Source organism: Mycobacterium sp. MOTT36Y, assembly GCF_000262165.1.
GTDB lineage: Bacteria > Actinomycetota > Actinomycetes > Mycobacteriales > Mycobacteriaceae > Mycobacterium > Mycobacterium intracellulare.
On record NC_017904.1, the window covers coordinates 3,760,192 to 3,777,499 of the forward strand.

At 68.0% G+C, this 17,308-nt stretch carries 20 protein-coding genes; 11 read left to right on the plus strand and 9 right to left on the minus strand.

Annotated elements, in window-relative coordinates; translation table 11 throughout:
* Nucleotides 1-282 precede the first annotated feature (282 nt).
* Both W7S_RS16805 and W7S_RS16810 read right to left on the minus strand, forming a co-directional pair.
* Entirely contained in the window at nucleotides 283-855 is a 573-nt protein-coding gene (locus W7S_RS16805) for a hypothetical protein (protein ID WP_026071302.1), read from the minus strand.
* Nucleotides 836-2,767, minus strand: coding sequence for an alpha/beta hydrolase (locus tag W7S_RS16810; RefSeq protein WP_008258451.1), 1,932 nt, complete (start codon nucleotides 2,765-2,767; stop codon nucleotides 836-838). Before W7S_RS16810 ends, W7S_RS16805 begins: the two co-directional genes overlap by 20 nt.
* A 224-nt stretch (nucleotides 2,768-2,991) precedes the next feature.
* Between W7S_RS16810 and W7S_RS27890 the strand changes: the two genes are divergently transcribed.
* The gene (locus W7S_RS27890; protein WP_196771124.1) at nucleotides 2,992-3,276 is read left to right on the plus strand and encodes a hypothetical protein; all 285 of its coding nucleotides are present in this window, start codon (nucleotides 2,992-2,994) and stop codon (nucleotides 3,274-3,276) included.
* Nucleotides 3,277-3,283: 7 nt separating this feature from the next.
* Here W7S_RS27890 and W7S_RS27195 read toward each other — a convergent pair whose 3' ends face one another.
* The 5 genes from W7S_RS27195 to W7S_RS16835 form a co-directional block, all read right to left on the minus strand.
* Nucleotides 3,284-3,427 (minus strand): hypothetical protein, encoded by a 144-nt coding sequence (locus W7S_RS27195; RefSeq protein ID WP_014382892.1) that lies wholly within the window; start codon nucleotides 3,425-3,427, stop codon nucleotides 3,284-3,286.
* Nucleotides 3,428-3,684: 257 nt separating this feature from the next.
* A complete protein-coding gene (locus W7S_RS16820) occupies nucleotides 3,685-4,953 on the minus strand; it encodes an amidohydrolase family protein (protein ID WP_008258454.1) in 1,269 nt (422 codons plus the stop codon).
* 13 nt (nucleotides 4,954-4,966) lie between these two features.
* The gene (locus W7S_RS16825; RefSeq protein ID WP_014712038.1) at nucleotides 4,967-6,181 is read right to left on the minus strand and encodes an amidohydrolase family protein; all 1,215 of its coding nucleotides are present in this window, start codon (nucleotides 6,179-6,181) and stop codon (nucleotides 4,967-4,969) included.
* Between the two features lie 3 nt (nucleotides 6,182-6,184).
* Nucleotides 6,185-6,988, minus strand: a complete 804-nt coding sequence (locus W7S_RS16830; RefSeq protein ID WP_008258456.1) for an acetoacetate decarboxylase family protein — start codon at nucleotides 6,986-6,988, stop codon at nucleotides 6,185-6,187.
* Complete coding sequence (locus W7S_RS16835; RefSeq protein ID WP_008258457.1) at nucleotides 6,985-7,914, minus strand: SDR family NAD(P)-dependent oxidoreductase; 930 nt, start codon at nucleotides 7,912-7,914, stop codon at nucleotides 6,985-6,987. Before W7S_RS16835 ends, W7S_RS16830 begins: the two co-directional genes overlap by 4 nt.
* Nucleotides 7,915-7,979: 65 nt before the next feature.
* Between W7S_RS16835 and W7S_RS16840 the strand changes: the two genes are divergently transcribed.
* Nucleotides 7,980-8,867 (plus strand): IclR family transcriptional regulator, encoded by an 888-nt coding sequence (locus W7S_RS16840; protein WP_008258464.1) that lies wholly within the window; start codon nucleotides 7,980-7,982, stop codon nucleotides 8,865-8,867.
* Here the strand turns inward: W7S_RS16840 and W7S_RS16845 are convergent.
* The gene (locus W7S_RS16845) at nucleotides 8,864-10,138 is read right to left on the minus strand and encodes an amidohydrolase family protein (RefSeq protein ID WP_008258467.1); all 1,275 of its coding nucleotides are present in this window, start codon (nucleotides 10,136-10,138) and stop codon (nucleotides 8,864-8,866) included. The two genes, W7S_RS16840 and W7S_RS16845, sit on opposite strands and share 4 nt — an antisense overlap.
* 95 nt (nucleotides 10,139-10,233) lie before the next feature.
* Between W7S_RS16845 and W7S_RS16850 the strand changes: the two genes are divergently transcribed.
* The 3 genes from W7S_RS16850 (at nucleotide 10,234) to W7S_RS16860 (ending at nucleotide 11,391) form a co-directional block, all read left to right on the plus strand.
* A complete protein-coding gene (locus W7S_RS16850; RefSeq protein WP_020823085.1) occupies nucleotides 10,234-10,452 on the plus strand; it encodes a hypothetical protein in 219 nt (72 codons plus the stop codon).
* A gap of 86 nt (nucleotides 10,453-10,538) precedes the next feature.
* Complete coding sequence (locus tag W7S_RS16855; protein ID WP_008258471.1) at nucleotides 10,539-10,904, plus strand: DUF4189 domain-containing protein; 366 nt, start codon at nucleotides 10,539-10,541, stop codon at nucleotides 10,902-10,904.
* 112 nt (nucleotides 10,905-11,016) lie between these two features.
* Nucleotides 11,017-11,391: a DUF732 domain-containing protein gene (locus W7S_RS16860; protein ID WP_008258472.1), complete on the plus strand. Its 375-nt coding sequence runs from the start codon at nucleotides 11,017-11,019 to the stop codon at nucleotides 11,389-11,391.
* A 15-nt stretch (nucleotides 11,392-11,406) separates the two neighbouring features.
* Here W7S_RS16860 and W7S_RS16865 read toward each other — a convergent pair whose 3' ends face one another.
* On the minus strand, nucleotides 11,407-11,973 hold the full coding sequence (locus W7S_RS16865; RefSeq protein ID WP_008258473.1) for a TetR/AcrR family transcriptional regulator: 567 nt from the start codon (nucleotides 11,971-11,973) through the stop codon (nucleotides 11,407-11,409).
* Nucleotides 11,974-12,088: 115 nt separating this feature from the next.
* Between W7S_RS16865 and W7S_RS16870 the strand changes: the two genes are divergently transcribed.
* The 6 genes from W7S_RS16870 to W7S_RS16895 all read left to right on the plus strand — a co-directional run bounded on the left by W7S_RS16870 (nucleotide 12,089) and on the right by W7S_RS16895 (nucleotide 17,307).
* Nucleotides 12,089-12,919, plus strand: a complete 831-nt coding sequence (locus W7S_RS16870; protein ID WP_008258475.1) for a mycofactocin-coupled SDR family oxidoreductase — start codon at nucleotides 12,089-12,091, stop codon at nucleotides 12,917-12,919.
* Nucleotides 12,920-12,925: 6 nt separating this feature from the next.
* Nucleotides 12,926-13,747 (plus strand): mycofactocin-coupled SDR family oxidoreductase, encoded by an 822-nt coding sequence (locus tag W7S_RS16875; protein ID WP_008258477.1) that lies wholly within the window; start codon nucleotides 12,926-12,928, stop codon nucleotides 13,745-13,747.
* 58 nt (nucleotides 13,748-13,805) lie between these two features.
* Nucleotides 13,806-14,561: a carboxymuconolactone decarboxylase family protein gene (locus W7S_RS16880; RefSeq protein ID WP_263651291.1), complete on the plus strand. Its 756-nt coding sequence runs from the start codon at nucleotides 13,806-13,808 to the stop codon at nucleotides 14,559-14,561.
* A 22-nt stretch (nucleotides 14,562-14,583) separates the two neighbouring features.
* Nucleotides 14,584-16,047, plus strand: a complete 1,464-nt coding sequence (locus tag W7S_RS16885) for an aldehyde dehydrogenase (protein WP_014712039.1) — start codon at nucleotides 14,584-14,586, stop codon at nucleotides 16,045-16,047.
* Between the two features lie 63 nt (nucleotides 16,048-16,110).
* Nucleotides 16,111-16,323 (plus strand): hypothetical protein, encoded by a 213-nt coding sequence (locus tag W7S_RS16890; protein WP_008258482.1) that lies wholly within the window; start codon nucleotides 16,111-16,113, stop codon nucleotides 16,321-16,323.
* A gap of 63 nt (nucleotides 16,324-16,386) precedes the next feature.
* Nucleotides 16,387-17,307, plus strand: coding sequence for a cation diffusion facilitator family transporter (locus tag W7S_RS16895; protein WP_008258485.1), 921 nt, complete (start codon nucleotides 16,387-16,389; stop codon nucleotides 17,305-17,307).
* The last annotated feature ends 1 nt before the right edge of the window (nucleotide 17,308 follow it).

Consider the following 17,308-nt stretch of genomic DNA (forward strand, 5'->3'; position numbering starts at 1 on the left):
TATTATCCGTCGGCGGCAGCCAACTAGCCAGGCCAACGCCTTACCCTGAGATTCCCGGCGCACGCTCGAGGTGTCTCGTCGTCACACCTCGTCAATCACGCCACCAAGCGTGGCGACTAGTCCGAAGGGTCGGAAGAGCCAGGAATTCCTGGCGGTTGGCAGTCCCTCTCGCGTTGTCCCACAATGGATCTGCCCCTTAGGCATGATCGGTGCAGGGATTCAAGGTCGCTCCCCACAGTGCTAGCACCTATCGGGTCCTGACAAGCCGGTCGGCAAAGAACCCTATCGAGCCGCCAGCTGATCGTTGATGTTGGTCCATTGGCCTTCGCCCTTGTGGTTGCCCATGTTTCGGCATTGGCCATCGAGGATGATCTGCCCGTAGGCGTGGTCGGACGGCATGTAGCTGATGCTGGCGGCCACGCCGTCTTTGTTCAGCGAGGCGCCGTGGTAGTGCTGTCCCGGTGGCGCCCCCTCGTTCCAGCCCTGCGCGATCATCGCCGCGCGTACTTGCTGGAAATACGCATCGGGGTCCCCGTGGATCAGGAAGCTGAGCGTGACGGTGCCCTGAAACGGCGGATCCCCTTGGTCGTTGCACGAGGCGAACGAGAATGCCCCGCTGACTCCCTCCAGCTTCGCGGCGGCGACGATCTGCTTGGCCGGCTCGATCACCTGCGCCTTGGTCTGATCGTCGCTCATGGGATGGGCCGTATCCTCGTACGGATTCGTCGATCCCGCGGCATGTGGTTTGTGTAGCACTGGCGCGCAACCTCCTAACAACACGGCGACGACCACTAGCGAACTGATCAGCGCTTGGCGCAACGGCATACGTTGTTCCTCAATGGTGGTGTTGAGCATCGAAAACATGGTTGTCGGTGATAGATCCTGGCGAGCGCTCCCACTCCGGGTCGATGACGGCGGGCGTGTGCGGGCCGATGGTGACCGGGGGCAGGCCGGGGATCCTGACCTGTACGCCACCCAACGAATGGCGATGATCGGCGGTCATGCCGTCGGCTTGTAGTTGGTCACCGTGGCCGGAGACGATGTCGGACATGCCATAGAGGGCTTCGCTGCCCCGGTGGTAGTAGTACGAGTGGTCATGGGGATTGATGCCATCGGAGCCGGGGACCTCGGCGCGGAAGCGTACCGACCCGAACCCGTCGACCGCGGGGTCGGTACCCAGGCTGGGGTTGGTGCCGAAGAAGTTCTCGCCGAAGAGCTTCTTGCTCGCGCCGTCGAGGTGACCGAGCATGCCGACCGGATCGGTGGAGGCATCCCCCACGAAGACGTGTCCACCGTCGAGGTGGAATTGTTCGGCGCTGCGGGCCATGTCGGTTCCGGGGCAGCCCAATAGCACGGCGTCGTTGGCGTGCATGTTGTGCATGGCGAAGGCGTCCGCGACGGTGGTCGAACCGTACGAGTGGCCCAACACGGTGACATGCTGGCCCGCCCCGAGGTGCGTCGCCCACAAACCGTTGACGTCCTGGGCCAGCGACGCACTGCCCGCGCGAGCCAGCGCCGGCGTGGAGATGCGCTGGACGTCATCGAATCCGTTGGGGGCGTCGTAGCCCATCCACGCGATCACCGCCGTCGGGTTATGGGGATCGGCGGCGTTAGCCTGTTCGAACAGGTTGATCGCGTCGTTGTGGCCGTCGTGTAGCCAGCCGCCTTTCACGCTGCTGCTCGTGCCCGGCACGATCACCGCGGTGTTCTTGGCGGTGTCGGGGTTGCCGATCGCGATCGCCGCACGGCCCTTGCCGCCGAATGCCGTTGGATCATAAGCGAATAGGTAGACCGGTTTCGGGTGAAGCGGGTCTCCCGCGTCGTGGTCGAGGCCTAGCTTGGTCTCGTTGGCGTTCTGGTAGCGGGTCACATCCGTGGCCGACAAACCGAACTTCGCGGGGTCGCGAAGCACGTCATCCACCGAGACACCGTTGCGGCTGGCGATGCCCCGCACGCGGTCGAGGTCCTGGTTCATCACCGTGAGGTTGGCGTCGTTGCGCGCCAGAATGGGGACGCCGTTGAGGTTGCCGATTTGGTCGGGGTGCTCGGCCATGAATCGCTGCCGCTGCTGGGGGGTCAGGGATGTCCACCAGCGGTTGACGTCCTCGGGACTGGCGTTCGGCGGGGGGATCTCGGTGTCGGCGTCAACTGGCGCCAGGATGTTCGGGACGTAGCCATCGGTGCGCAAATTGCCCAAACAGTTTTGCAGCGTGGCCGAGTAGCCGTCACGAATCGACTGCAGGTCGCCAAGAGCATCCCGGACGTCATCGGCCGCGTCGGCTTTCGCGTCGTCGATCAGCTTCTTCAGAAAGGCCTCGGTTTTCGCGTCGGGGTGGCCGTATTGCAGGTCGTGCTGCGCCGCGTCGATGATGTGGTCGAGTCCCTGCAGCGCGTGTTCCAGCGTGGAGATTCGTTGAGCTCCGGCTTTCTGCGCCTCGGCCAACGCGGCGGCGATGTTCTCCAGATCGCTACCGATTTTGGGTAACTGCTCGGATTGCGCACCCAGGGACTTGATGACCCGCTGCACTTCAGCGGAGTCGTTGATCGGGTGGTCGCCATTCTGGTGGTTCCAGGCCGCATCAAAGCGCTTCCTGGCTTGCTCAAAGGCGTGGTCGGCTTCCGCCGTGTGCCGACCCGCGCCGTGGAAGGCTTCCGCCAGACTCGAAATCTGAGCCGGGCTGCCCGCCTGCAGGCTCTGGTTGATCGCCCAGGGGTCTCCACCGGCCCGGGCGATCAGATCGGCCACGCTGAGCCACTTCAGCTGCATCGCTCCGCCCGAAAACCTAGCTGATAATTCTCCACACCAGCTATGACGCTACCCCCACCCGAGGGTCGTCCAAGTTAGCTACATCCGGCGACGCGCCGCAAGTCACTGCCGTGCTCCGCCGTGGCCGATGCCCTCCGATTCCCGGGCTCGCCCGGGTGCACTCAAACGGCCACCCGGCGCCGGGGCCTGGGGTTACGATCTGCGCACGGAGCTACAGATTCGAGGTGGCCATGCATCGCACCCGACGTTTCGTCACCACATTCATCGCGGCCATCGCGCCGATGATCGCCGTCGCCACATTCGCCGCGTCACCACCCGCCGCGGCCGACCCGATATGCGGGACGGCGGGAACGCCGCCCTGCGCGGGGCCTAGCCCGTTGACACCCGAACAGCAGTGCGCGTTCATCGCGTGGCGATCGATGATGCCGTGCAACTGGCTCGGAATGCAGGTGCCCGCCGGCACGCCGGGAAGTTGGGACAACCCACCTGCACCGCCACCCGAGCCGTAATCCTCGCTTACCAACCCCAGTCGTCATCGTCGAGGACGTCCACGGTGAGGCTGCTGTCGGCGGGTGCTTTGGTCCCGTAGGTAAAGGTGAGCAGGGTGCGGTCGTCGTCGAGGGGTTCCGTCGCGACGACGGTGGCGTGCCCGACCTTCATGCGGATCCTGTCTCCGGGCTTCAGTTCGTCAACGCGTTTCAGGGGCACGCTCAACCCATCAGCACCGGTGCAACGGGTAATTCCGCAGATACCGTGGTCATCATCGCCATCCTTTCACGGCTGGCAATGCCTCCCGCGGCCACGCAAGCGCATTCGCGGACGCGGCGGCCTCACGCGTCGGTCAGATACGCTGCGCCGCAACGGAATACCGCCCTGGCGGCGCGCTCTGGAGTAGGCGCCGAGACCCCTGGAACTATTCAGTTCTGCACGAGATCGGGGATCGGCTCCGCGTCCGTCAGCCAGTGGCGTCCGACCTGTCGTGCCGCCTCCCACTTGGGGATGCTGACCGCATCGTCCTGGCCGAGGTCCTCGGGGGTCGGGCCGATGCGCTCGGCCAGCGAGGCGAGGGCCCCGAGGTCGAAGTTGTAGACCTCGGCCGCCGCCAGGCCTAGCATCTGGCGGGTCTCCTCGACGGGAATGTCCCAGAAGGAGCGGCGCAGCCAGTCGCGGGTATGCGGCCAGGTACCCTCCGGATGGGGAAAGTCGTTGCCCCACAGTATGTTCGATACGCCGATCTCGTAGCGGCGTGCCAGCTCCCGGCGTTCGGTGGTGGTGGCCCCGATGAAGCAGTTCCGGTCGAAGTAGGCCGACGGCGGCATCGTCAGGTCGCCCTCCATCAGATGGCTCATCTTCTTGGCCGAGTGCTCACGCAAATACCGCGTGTCCATCAGCCAGAGCAGATCGTTGGCCCAGAACGCGCCGCACTCGGTGACCCCCCAGCGCAGCCCGGGGAAGCGCTCGAACACGCCCGACCACAGCGCGAACCACAGGGGCCGGGCGCCCCACCAGCGCACCTCGGTCACGTAGATGCCCAGGTGCCCGCCGTACTCCTCCTGCGGGGCGGGACCGGAATGGGTGTGGATCGGCATCTGCAGGTCCTGACAGGCGGCCCAGACCTTGTCGTAGCGACGATCGTGATACGGCGGGTAGCCGACCCAGCGCGCCGGGATCAGGATCCCGCCGCGCAGTCCGGATTCCGCCGCTCGGGTGATCTCGGCGACCGCCGCGTCGACGTCGGCCAGTATCGGCACCACCGCCACCCCGGCGCGCCGCTCGGGGCTGTGGCTGCACAGTTCGGCCAGCCAGCGGTTGTGGGCCCGCGCCCCGGCCATGGCGCGCCCCGGGTCGAGGTCGCCCGACTGGCCCAGTCCGGCGCCGAACGGGGCGCCGGCGACCCCGGTCACGGCGTCGGCGTCGGGGAAGATGACCTCGCCGACCACCCCGTCGCCGTCGAGTTCCCTGTCGCGCAGGCCGACGTCCCATCCCCCGGCGATGCCGTCGCCGTGCTCGGAGAACCACTCCTGCGCGAACTCCTCGTCGATGAATCCGCCTGCCTGCGCCGCGGCGGTCTTCTCGGCCAGGTAGGCCTCGAAGTCCTCGCGGTACTCGGGGTCGACGTACTCGCGGTACCGCTCGGTGGGGAGTTCGGCGTGGGTGTCCGCGGAGATGATGATGTAGGGGTTCACGGGCGGTCCTTCCTTACCAGGCACGGATGGGGTCGGGTTCGAAGACGGTGCTGCGCGCGTCGGCGGGCACGGTGTCCAGCGGCTCGGCGACCTCGGCCACGGTCGGGCCGATCCGCTCGACGAGCGGCGCGAGAACCTCGAGGTCGAAGCCGTACACGGTGGCCGCGTTCCCGCCCAAAATGGCCGCCACCTCCTCGGCCGGGACGCCGGAGAAGGTGTGGCGCAACGCTTCCCGCGTATAGGGGGCGGTGCCCTCGTAGTGCGGGTAGTCGCTTCCCCACATGATGCGGTCGACGCCGATGCGGTGCCGCTCGGCGCACTCGACGGGACGCATGAAACTGGCGCCGACGTAACACTGGCGGGCCCAGAATTTGCTCGGCTTGAGGCTCAGCGAGCCGGCGGTGGGCCCGGCGAACCGGGCGATCGCCGAGTTCTCCCGCCCGTATCGGGCCGCCGCCACGTCGAGCGAGTCGAGCGTCGCCGGGATCCATCCCGCGCCCTGCTCGGTGAAGACCACGGTGAGGTCCGGATGGCGATCCAGCGCGCCACTGAAGATCAAGTGCCACAACGCCCGATGCGCCCACCAGTGCGTCTCGTACACCCACACCGCGAACGAGCTGCCCCACCCGTCCGTCGGGCTCGGCCCGGCGTTGCCGCCGTGGTGGTTGACCACCAGGCCGGCCTCCGCGCACGCCGCCCAGAGCGGCTCCCAGTGCTCGGCGTAGAGCGCGGGAATGCCCGTGCCCGGGGCGATCCCGGGCAGCAGCACCCCGCCGCGCAGGCCCAGCTTGGCGATCTGCGCCACCTCGGCGATGGCCTCGTCGATGTCCGGCAGCAGGATCTGGCCCACCCCGGCGCGCCGCTCGGGCGAGGCCGAGCAGAAGTCGGCGAGCCAGCGATTGTGCGCGCGCAGGCCGGCCCAGCGCAGCTCGAGCTCGCGAGCGGTCTCGGGTGGCGGGGCGGCCAGGCTCGCCTGGGGAAAGAACGGCGGCACGGTGTTGGGGTAAATGACTTCCCCCGCAATGCCTTCGGAATCCAGGTCGGCGTTGCGACGATCGCTGTTCCAGTTGCGCTCGGCCTCGGGCTCGGTGAGATCACCGAACGGGTTGACGTATGTCTTTGCCCAGCCGTCGAATTCGTCCCGGTACTGGGGGTCGAGGTACTCGCGGTAGGCGAGCAGGTCGGCGCCGGCGTGGCAGTCGGCCGAAATGACGGTGTAGCGGTCCATGGGTCAGGCCCGCGCCGGCTCGGGCCTCGGGGCGGCGAGCAGGGCGACGTCGTCGTAGCGCTGGTGCACATAGGGCAGCAGCCACTCCTGCGGCACCCGCGCCGCGATCCGGCCCACCTGGACGGTGCGCCGCCGACACCAGGTGATCGACCTGATCTGACGAACGACGATGTCGGCCACCGGATCCAACGGCGACTCCCCCAGCTCGAGGGTGCCGTCGATGTTCTCCAGCAGCTCGTAGTGGCGGTGGTACTCGCCATGGACCAGGTGGGGGTCGGTGATGCCGCTGCCGTCGGGGGCCCGCAGGAACTTGAAGTAGAACTCGGTGTTCATCTGGTCGGGGGGCAACTCCGCCGGGCCGGTGATCTGTCCGCTCAGCCTGATGAGCGCATAGCCCAGCCGGTCCACGGTGGCGGTGACGCGATCGCCGTCACGCTCCACCTCGATGCGGGCCAATTTCTTAGGCTCGCCGAATGTTTCGCGCCCGCCGGTGACCGACTGTTCGGTGGACTGGGGCATGAAGAGCGGGTAGTCGCCCTCGACGTCGCCGTGCCGGGCGGTCACCGAGAACACCGCCGACCCGAAGGGCGCCATGCCCTCGATCCGCACCCGCTGCAGCTGGATGCGCACCAGTGGTTCGGCCGCGGGCTGCAGCGGGCGGGGCAGCACGGCCGCGACGATCTCCGGATCGGTAAGGTAGGTGACGGTCACCGCCTCGGTGGCGATGGGCGCCTTGGTGGCATCGATCTCGTGGTCCACCTGCGCCTCGGGCGGGCGAGGACCGTAGCGAATGACGTTGGTGTTCAACGCTTTCCTCCTTCACTGTTTTCGGCGTGCCGCCCGAGGACGTCGACGAGGTAGTCGGGCGCGCCGCGGGAAAGGATCGAGGCCGCCTTGGCGCTCACCACCTGATCGGCCGGGGTGGGCGGGCCCATCATCCAGAAGCGGTCCGCGCGAATCCCCTCCACCACCTGGTCGGCGACGGTCTCGAGCGGGGTGAACTCGACGTGCGCGCCGGCGGCCTCGAAGCGGGCCACGACCTTGTCCAGTGTCTGCTCGGGCGTGTGACGTTGCTGGGTCGCGGCGTAGCGCTCCGGGCGATGCCGCCACGACTCCCAGATGCCGGTGTTCAAAAAGCCGCCGGGGAACAGGACGTGCGCCCGGACGCCCTTCCCCGCCATCTCCAGGTGGGTGTAGAGGCTCTCGGTGAGGCAGAGCACTGCCGCCTTGGTCATCGGGTAGACCGCGGTGGCCGGTCCGCCCATGGCGCCCCGGGCGATCGGGGCGAACCCGCCGTTGCCCGAACAGGTGTTGACCACGTGTCCCTCGCCCTGCTCGAGCAGGAGCGGCACGAACGCCTTGATGCCGTGGATGACGCCGAGCACGTTGACGTCGATCCCCCAGCGCCAGTCGGCCAGGTCGTGCTCCCACATGTAGCCCTCGGAGACGCCGCCGGTGCCGGCGTTGTTGCACACCACGTGGACCGCGCCGAAGCGCGAGACCGCCTCCTTGGCCAGCGACTCGACCGAGGAATAGTCGGTGACGTCGGTGAGAACCCCGGCGGCCTCGATGCCCTCGTCCGCGAGCGCCCGGGTCGCCTCCTCGAGGGGTTCGGCGAGGACGTCGGCCAGCACCACCCTCATGCCCTCGCGGCCGAAACGGCGGCCCATGGCCCGGCCGATGCCCCCGGCCCCGCCGGTCACGACCGCCACCTTGCCCCGCAGGTCTTCCATTGTGGTCATGGTCACATGGTCGCTTATATCACCGCAAGCAGTCGCATTATGCGACCATTGGGGCCATGGCCCCGCGCCCCTCCCCGCAGACCGAACGGGTGGTGAACCTGTTCGAGCAGCTGGCGGGCGACGGGAGCCGCGGGATGACATTGGCCGAGGTGTCGCGCCACTTGAGCGTGCACAAGGCCAGCTGCCACTCGATGTTGTCCGAGCTACTGCGGGCCGGCTGGCTGCTGCGCGACCCGGTGCGCAAGACCTACCACCTCGGTCCCGCTCTGGTCCGGCTCGGCCGCGAGGCCGCGGGCCGCTACCCGGCGCTGGTGTTGGCCCGCTCCGCGATGGCCGAGCTGTCGGCCGCGACGGGCGCGCACTGCGTGGCCTTCTCGGTGAGCGAGGACTACTCCACCGTCGTCGATCAGGTCCGGAGCCGTCGCGGCGGCGGTCACCCGATGCCGATCGGCACCCAGTTCCCGCACCGTCCGCCGTACGGGGCGTCGACCGTTGCCTGGGCCGGTCCCGAGGTCCGGGAGCGCTGGCTGGCCGCGCTGCCGGACGACGTGCGCGATCGCTACCGCGAGGCCATCACCAATGCCCGGCGGCGTGGGTACGCGGTCGGCCTGCATCTTTTGCCCGATCTGCGCCTGCAGGAACTGGCCCTGATCGTGCGCAGTGCCGAGGTGCGGTCCACCCGACTGAGCCGGCTGGCGCAGGAATTGACCGACGAGCTGATCCACCAGGAGGAGTGGTTCCCGATCGACCTCGACGCGGACCGCACCTACGAGGTGAGCCACATCGACTCCCCGATCCTGGGCCCCGGGTCGCGCATCGCCCTGATGCTCAGCCTGGTCCCCAGCGCCGAGCCGATGAGCGGCGCGGCGGTCACCGGCCTTGGGGCGCAACTCGCTTCGGCGACCCGCCGGCTGAGCGCCGCCCTGAGCGACGAATCCGGTTAGTGCCGCTGCGGAGCCAGCCGCTTGAGGGCCAGGCCCCCTTCGAATGGTCGGTAGCCGAAGGCGGCCGGGGCGCGATATCCCGTGTCCTCGAGGGGAGTCCGCACCTCGGCGACGGTGGGCCCGATCTTGCCGGCGATCGGCGCCAGCGCTTCTAGATCGAATCGGTACAGGCGACCGGCGTTGCCGCCCAAGATCTTTCGGCAGACGTCCTCCGGCCGGTCGTGCAGGGCCCAACGAATGGCCAACGTGGAGTGGGGCGCAAAGCCCTCCTCGTGGGGATAGTCACTGCCCCACATGATGTGATCGGGGCCCATGAAGTCGATCATCTCGCCGTCGTACGGCATCAGCTCGGTGGCCAAATAGCAGTTCCGCTGGACGTATTCGCTCGGAGTCAGGGACAGCTCGTCGACCGACGATCCGCCGAACATTCCATAGGTGCGGTTGCCCGCGTCCGACTTCATGGTCGGCACCATGGCGTCGAGGACGGCGAGTTGCCCGGGCACCCAGAGCGTGCCCTGCTCGGTCGGCACGAAGCGCAGCGTCGGGTAGCGCTCGAACACCCCGGCCAGGATCAGGTGACCCAGGGTCCGCTGGGCCCACAACGCCATTTCGGTGATCAACACCGCGTTGGAGGCCGGCTGGTCCATCGGCATCTCGGGACTGCCGGCGCCCGCGTGCTGCACCACCGTGAGGTCCAATTCCGCGCACAGCGCCCAAAGTGGTTCGTAGCGGGTGTGAAACAGCGGGGCCACCTGCGAATCGCCGGGCGACACCGGCGGAATGAGCACGCCGCCAAAGCAATCCTGCTCCGCGCCCCAGCGGATCTCCTCCAGCGCCAACTCGACATCATTGGGAAAGATCTGGATCAGCCCGCGCCGCCGGGCGGGCGCCAGCGAACAGAAATCGACCTGCCACCGGTTGTGGGCCTGCACGCCGGCCCAACGCTGCTCGAACTCCGCACGCGTGCGCGGCAAGCTGATGGTGATGTTCGGGGTCGTCGGGAAGAACGGCGGAACGGTGTTGGGCAGCAGGACCTCGGCGGCCACCCCGTCGGCGTCCATCTCGGCGATCCGAAGCTCGTGGTCCCAGTTCCGGTTGGCTGTAGCGACGATCAGATCGTCGAACGGGCTGGCGTAGGCCTTGGCCCACGCATCGAACTCCTCGTGCAGGCCGGCCGGCAGGTACGGTTTGTAGTCGTAAAGGTCCGCCCCGGCGTGGGTGTCCGTCGAAATGACGACGTAGCGATCCAGCGTGTCCCAGCTTGTAGCCATCGCACCTCCAAAGGTACGTCGAGTATAGGAGAAACGGGTCGGCTCGCGAAGGGCCAACGAAACGTTCGGTCCGCGACCGGAGCAAGATGTCCTCCGTGAGTTGGACGAGGCACGACGGCAGGGCGCTCGCGGACATCAGCCTGGACGGCGAAGCGCTGCACGCCGAGCTGGAAGACTATATCCGCGTTGACAATCCGCATCTGACGGACGTTCGACTCGAGCGGGCCACCGCGAGCGAGTCGTCCGACGCCGAACCGCAGAAGCGCTGGTATGAGGTCACCTACCTGGCCGAAGACCCGGAGGGCAACCGGTAGCCGCGGGACGCGGCGGCCCATTTTCCCGCGCGCACGCCGACCGCGGCGCTAAATTCCTGTCCTGAGCGTTGCGAAGGAGTCGGCTGGTGCGGTCAATCATTGCCGTCGTCGTCGCGGTCGGTTGCGCGCTCATCGCGGCGCCGGCGGCCGCGGCCGACGACGACTTCGTCGCCCTGGCGGTGTCCGTCGGCAGCGGGCGCGCCGCCGGCTGGGGCACCGGGGGCAGCCAGGAGCAGGCAAACCGGATCGCGTTCGCCCACTGCACCGCCGAGGCCGGCGACGTCTGCGAAGTCGTGGCCGGCACGCGCAACGGCTGCGCATCGGTGGCGTTCGACCGTTCCGGCCGGTTCCAGGGCGGATCCGGCCCGGACACAACGGCATCCAATGCGGACGCCCTGGCCAAGCTGGGCGCGCCCAACGGACGAATCAAGGCCTCCCACTGCTCGTCGTGAAATCCGGGACGACGCCTCGCGCGATGCCGAGATGGACACCGCGATTTCGGCTATCGTTCACTTAAGTCGTCCTTGACTTGCCGCCGATTGGCCCGCGCATAGAGGGGAGGCCATGGCTCATCTGAGGGCCGGTTTTGCCACGTGGTCGGCCGCCTGCGCGATCGCCCTGGCCACGGGCGCGCTCGCCGGCGCGGCACCGGCGGCGGCCGACGACGACGCCGACGATGCGTTTCTCGCCGGCCTCGACAGGGGCGGGATCACGATGTTCGACGACGACGATGCGATCGCGACGGCCCATGCGGTGTGCAGCAGCATCGAAACGAACCCGAACGTATCGATGCTGGCGATCAAGCTGACCAAGCAAACGCCCATGTCGGCGAAGCAATCCGGATACTTCATCGGCCTTTCGGTGGCCAGCTACTGCCCGGAATACAAAGACGACGTCGATCCGTCGATGGGCTGGCTGATACCGCCCCCGATTCTGTGAGAGCGCAGAATCCGCTCAGCCCTGCGCCGCAGTCAGCCAGAACACCGTGCGCTCGATGCCGGGCACGATCTCGGTGACGTCGATCTCGCCCTGAGCGAATCGCGTGAGAAACCCGTACACGACGCCGGGCAGGATGAGCTCGAGGTCTTTGGCGAACCCCGGATCGGCTTGGGCCAGAATGGCTTTGGCGACCGGGACGACGGCATCGACACCGCGCTGGATGAGGCGTTTTCCCCCGGGCCCCGATCGCGCCTGGAAGTAGGAGCGCAGCATCAACGGGTGGCGTTCCCACGGCTCGAAGATGGTCCTCATCACGTGCATCAGGTCGACATAGATCGAACCGCCGGGCAGGTCCTCGATCAGCGACGGCAATCGCGCGTAGCGGTTGGCGTCCATCCAGCCTTCCAGCGCGGCGACGATGAGCTCGTCGCGCGTCGGATACCGCTTGTAGATGGTCGCCAACGAAACGCGGGCCCGTCGCGCCACCTCCCGCAGCTGCACGGCCTCGTAGCCCTCGGTGTCGAGCATTTCGACCACAATGTCCAGGATCGGATCGACCCGTGGCCCGGACGCGCTGTCCACGGTCTGTATTCGGGGCCCTGTCGTCTTCACAGTAACCATGTTACTGTGCGCACGTGAGTAACGGCGTTACTCCGGCCCGATCTGGGCCGATGACCAAGAAAAGAGGAAACGCGCCGTGGGTTCGTTAGATGGCAAAGTCGCCTTCATCACCGGGGTGGCCCGCGGCCAGGGCCGCAGCCACGCGGTGCGGCTCGCCCGCGAGGGCGCCAACATCATCGGGATCGACATCTGCGCCGACATCCCCGCCAACGGATATCCGATGGCCTCCCGCCAGGAACTGGACGAGACCGTCGCCCTCGTCGAAGAGGCCGGCGGAAAGATGCTGGGCACCGTCGCCGATGTGCGCGACTTCGAGCAGGTCAAGACCGCGATGGATAGCGGCGTCGAGCACTTCGGCCGCCTGGACATCGTGTTGGCCAACGCCGGGATCGCGCCATTGGCGTTCCGCGAGTTGAGCATTGAGGAGGAACTGGCGCAGTGGCGCGCGGTCACCGGCGTCAACCTCGACGGCGCCTACCACACGGCGTGGGCGGCCGTTCCGCACCTGCTGTCCGGCAATCGCGGCGGGGTGATCATCTTCACCAGCTCGACGGCGGGCATCAAAGGTTTCGGCGGCCTGCAGGGCGGCGGCCTGGGCTACGCGGCGTCCAAACACGGCATCGTCGGCCTGATGCGTACGCTGGCCAATGCGCTTGCGCCGCTGAACATTCGGGTGAACACCGTGCACCCGACCGCGGTCAACACCATGATGGCGACCAATGACGACATGACCGACTTCCTGGAGAAGAATCCCGGCGCCGGCCCCCATCTGCAAAACCCGATGCCCGTCGGCATGCTGGAACCCGAAGACGTCAGCGCCGCCATCGCCTACCTGGTCTCCGACGAGGCGAAGTACGTGACCGGCGTGACCTTCCCCGTCGATGCCGGCTTCTGCAACAAGGTCTGATAGCCCGTGACAACGAACGACGCAACGGGCCGGGTCGCCGGCAAACGGATCCTGATCACCGGGGCCGCGCGCGGCATGGGACGCTCGCACGCGGTGCGGCTGGCCGAGGAGGGCGCCGACTGCGTCCTCGTCGACATCTGTTCCACCCCAGCGGGTTTGGAATACCCGCTGGCCACCGAGGACGACCTGAACGAGACCGCGAACCTGGTCGAGAAACACGGCCGCCGGGCGATCACCGCGGTCGTCGACGTGCGCGACGAGGCCGCCATGAAAGCGGCGGTCGACGCGGCCGCCGGCGAACTCGGCGGGCTCGACGGTGCGGTCGCCAACGCCGGCGTGCTCACCGTCGGCACCTGGGACACCACCACCGCCGAGCAGTGGCGGCTGGTCGTCGATGTCAACCTCATCGGGGCCTGGAACACCTGCGCGGCCGCGCTGCCCCACCTCGTCGCGCGCGGCGGCGGGAGCCTGGTCAACATCAGTTCCTCGGCCGGCATCAAGGGGACCCCGCTGCACGTGCCCTACACGGCCTCCAAGCACGGCATCGTGGGGATGACGCTCGCGCTGGCCAACGAGCTTGCCGCACAGAACATTCGGGTCAACACCGTGCACCCCACCGGCGTGGCGACCGGCATGGCGCCCCCGACGATGCACACGTTGATCGCCGAGCAGCGGCCCGACCTGGTGCCCATCTTCCTCAACGCGCTGCCCGCGCCGCTGATCGAGGCGGCCGATGTGAGCAACGCGGTGCTCTACCTCCTCTCCGATGAATCCCGTTATGTCACGGGGCTTGAGCTGAAAGTGGACGCCGGTGTCACCATCAGATAGTGCTTTGACGGACGACGGTGCGCGACGTGAACGGGGGGTGCGCACCTTCGCCGAGGTGATGACGGTCGACCCGCCCGGCGATCGGGGACCCTTCACCGCAGGGCTGATCGACTTCGTCTTCGGGGAGGTGTGGTCGCGGCCCGGGCTCAGCCGCCGCGATCGACGGTTCGTGACGCTGGCCTGCGTCGCGGCCGCCGACGCGCAGGCCCCGCTCGAGCAGCACGTCTATGCGGCGTTGAACAGCGGTGACCTCACCATCACCGAAATGCGGGAAACGGTCCTGCATTTCGCCGTCTACGCCGGCTGGCCGAAGGCCTCGCGGTTCAACATCGCCGTGGACCAGGAGTGGGCCAGGATCGCCGAGGAACGCGGCGAGGCACCCCCTCCCCCGGAACCGTTGCTGCCGCTGGTCACCGCCAGCGACCCCGAGCAGCGGCTGCAGGGCGGCGAAGCATCGTTCAAGGAGATCAACTGCCTGCCGTTCGCGCCGATGCGCGACAACCCCTACTCGGGCGCGGGCATTCTGAACTTCGTCTTCGGCGAGATGTGGCTGCGGCCCGGCTTGGGCATGAAGGAACGCCGCCTCATCACGGTGGCCTGCGTCGCATTCCAGGACGCCGAAATCCCGATCATCTCCCACGTGTACGCGGCGCTGAAGAGCGGCGACGTCTCGTTCGAGGAGATGGACGAATTGGCGCTGCAGTTCGCGGCGTACTACGGCTGCGCCAAGGCGGACTACCTCAACCAGGTGATCGCGGAGCAGAAGCAGCGGGTGACGGCCGAAAACCGGGCCGATCCCGCGACCGTCGGCTGACACGACAACGGAGGACACTGCCATGACGGCAACCGCGTCGTCACCGACGCTCTCGGGTGCGTTACTCATTGGCGGGGAACGCATTACCGCGGCATCCGGCGGAACCTACCGCCACGTCTACCCGGGCACCGGCCTGCCCAACGCGTCCATACCCCTGGCCGGCCGAAGCGAGGTCGATCGGGCCGTCGACAGCGCGTGGGACGCGCACCGGGAATGGATGTCCTACCCCGTCGATCGCCGCCGCGACCTGTTGTTCGCGCTGGCCGATGTGGTGCGCGACCACTTCGCCGAGCTGAGCGAGCTCAACGTGCACGACTACGGCGTCCCGATCGCGGTCGCCGGCAACTCCGTACTGACGGAGCGGTTCCTGCGCTACTACGCCGGCTACGTCGACAAGTCGCACGGCGCAAGCACTCCCGTCGCCGGCGCGTTCGACGTCAACATCGTCGAGCGCGAACCGTACGGCGTCGTCGGCGTCCTGGCCCCGTGGAACGGGCCGCTGGTCGTGGTCGGCGCGGCCGTGGCCCCCGCCCTGGCGGCGGGAAACGCCGTCATCCTCAAACCCTCGGAGGTTGCGTCGTTGGCGCCCTTGCGCTTTGGCGAACTCTGCCTGGAAGCGGGCCTGCCGCCCGGGTTGGTGAACATGGTGCCGGCCGGCCCGGAGGGCGGCGACGCCCTGGTGCGTCACCCGGGAGTCCGCAAGATCCACTTCACCGGCGGACAGGCGACCGCGCAGAAGGTGCTGCAGGCCGCATCGCACAACCTCACACCCGTGACAGCCGAATTGGGCGGCAAGTCGGCGTATCTCGTGTTCGCCGACGCCGACCTCGACATGGCCGCCGTCATCGCGGCCCACCAGGGGCCCATCACCCAGGCCGGCCAAAGTTGCGCCTGCGCCTCGCGGATCCTCGTCCAGGCGTCGGTGTACACGGCGTTCGTGGAGAAGCTCGTGGCGACCGTGCGGGCCGCGAAGGTCGGGGATCCGCTGCAGCCCGACGTCATGCTCGGGCCCGTCGTCAGCGAAGCCGCCGCCGAGCGCATCCTCGGTGTCATCGACCAGGCGGTCAGCGAGAAGGCCGGTGACCTGATCACCGGCGGGCACCGGCTGGGCGGTGAACTCGAGTCCGGCTATTTCATCGAGCCGACGATCTTCGCCAACGTCGACAACCGCTCGGCGCTGGCGCAGACCGAGACATTCGGGCCGGTGGCTTCCGTCATGCCGTTCGGCGACGAGGACGAGGCGGTCAGGATCGCCAACGATTCGCGCTACGGCCTCAACGCCTTCGTGGCGACCTCCGACCTGGAGCGGGCACACCGGGTGGCCCGCCGGCTGGAGGCGGGTTCGGTGTGGGTGAACAGGCACAGCGACATCGCGCCCCAAGGCCCCTACGGCGGATACAAACAAAGCGGGTTCGGCCGCACCGGCGGCATCGAAGGCCTTTATGACTTTCTGCAGGTGAAGAACATCCGCATCGGCATGAGCTGACGCACAGAGTTCCGAAACACGGTGTCCATCAGGTATTTCCGCTAGTGGCGTACAGTCGCGTTCATGAATTTGGTCGAGTGGCTGCGGACCCCCCGCTACTTGCGGACACGCTTCATGATGGAAACGCGGCCCCTGAACAGCCTCGAGATGGAGATCGTGTTCCTCGAGGTCTCCGCCCGCGACGCGCTGGTGCGCGTACCCGTGGCGTTCATGCTCCTGCCGAAGACCGTCCGCCCGTGGCGTGATCAACCGTCCAAGCCGGAGCAGGACAAGTAGGGCGCGGCCCTCGTCTGCCGTAAACCCTTGGGAGCCGCCGCCGCATCGGGCATGCTGACTCCTATGCATGCGATCAACGGGGTCCGTGACCCGGCGGCAGGTTTTCCCCTCGACACCGCGGCGGACGACGCCGGCGAGCGCCGGCAGGCCAACCGTGCGGTCGCCGTCAGCGCCGTCGGGCTGGCGTTGACCGGCCTGGTGGAACTGGTCATCGCGCTGTTGTCCGGTTCGGTGGCGCTGCTCGGCGATGCGCTGCACAACCTGTCCGACGTCTCCACCAGTGCCCTGGTGTTCGTCGGGTTCCGCGCCTCGCGCAAGGTCCCCACCGAGCGGTACCCCTACGGCTACGAACGCGCCGAGGACCTCGCCGGCATCGGGGTGGCCCTGGTGATCTGGGGCAGCGCCGTGGTCGCCGGCTTCGAGAGCGTCACCAAGTTGCTCCGTCACGGCGGCACCGGCTACGTGGGCTGGGGCATCGCCGCGGCCGTCGTGGGCGTCGCCGGCAACCAGCTGGTGGCCCGCTACAAACTGGTGGTAGGCAAGCGAATTCGGTCGGCCACCATGGTCGCCGACGCCAAGCACTCCTGGCTCGACGCGTTGTCGTCGGCCGGGGCGGTGCTGGGGCTGATCGGCGTGGCACTCGGCTGGGGCTGGGCCGACGCGGTCGCCGGAATCGTCGTCACCGGGTTCATCTGCCACGTCGGCTGGGAGGTCACCGCCGACATCGCGCATCGCCTGCTCGACGGCGTCGACCCCGACATCATCACCACCGCCGAGGCCGTCGCCGCCTCGGTGCCCGGCGTGACGCACGCGCACGCCCGGGCCCGATGGACCGGCCGGACCCTGCGCGTGGAAGTGGAAGGGTTCCTGAACGCGGACACGTCGCTGGCCGCGTCCGATCAGATCGGTCGCAGCGTCGCCGCGGCCCTGGCGCCGCGGATCCCGGAGATGCAGAGCTTCACGTGGACGGCGCGCGCGGCCTGAC

Bases quoted from the DNA above. Each gene is read 5' to 3' on its own strand.
- W7S_RS16810 (WP_008258451.1), bottom strand. From the start codon at position 2,767: ATGCAGCTGAAGTGGCTCAGCGTGGCCGATCTGATCGCCCGGGCCGGT.
- W7S_RS16845 (WP_008258467.1), bottom strand. From the start codon at position 10,138: ATGGCTACAAGCTGGGACACGCTGGATCGCTACGTCGTCATTTCGACG.
- W7S_RS16885 (WP_014712039.1), top strand. From the start codon at position 14,584: ATGACGGCAACCGCGTCGTCACCGACGCTCTCGGGTGCGTTACTCATT.
- W7S_RS16840 (WP_008258464.1), top strand. From the start codon at position 7,980: ATGGCCCCGCGCCCCTCCCCGCAGACCGAACGGGTGGTGAACCTGTTC.
- W7S_RS16825 (WP_014712038.1), bottom strand. From the start codon at position 6,181: ATGGACCGCTACACCGTCATTTCGGCCGACTGCCACGCCGGCGCCGAC.
- W7S_RS27195 (WP_014382892.1), bottom strand. From the start codon at position 3,427: ATGAAGGTCGGGCACGCCACCGTCGTCGCGACGGAACCCCTCGACGAC.
- W7S_RS16805 (WP_026071302.1), bottom strand. From the start codon at position 855: ATGCTCAACACCACCATTGAGGAACAACGTATGCCGTTGCGCCAAGCG.
- W7S_RS16895 (WP_008258485.1), top strand. From the start codon at position 16,387: ATGCATGCGATCAACGGGGTCCGTGACCCGGCGGCAGGTTTTCCCCTC.
- W7S_RS16890 (WP_008258482.1), top strand. From the start codon at position 16,111: ATGAATTTGGTCGAGTGGCTGCGGACCCCCCGCTACTTGCGGACACGC.
- W7S_RS16835 (WP_008258457.1), bottom strand. From the start codon at position 7,914: ATGGAAGACCTGCGGGGCAAGGTGGCGGTCGTGACCGGCGGGGCCGGG.
- W7S_RS16880 (WP_263651291.1), top strand. From the start codon at position 13,806: ATGACGGTCGACCCGCCCGGCGATCGGGGACCCTTCACCGCAGGGCTG.
- W7S_RS16860 (WP_008258472.1), top strand. From the start codon at position 11,017: ATGGCTCATCTGAGGGCCGGTTTTGCCACGTGGTCGGCCGCCTGCGCG.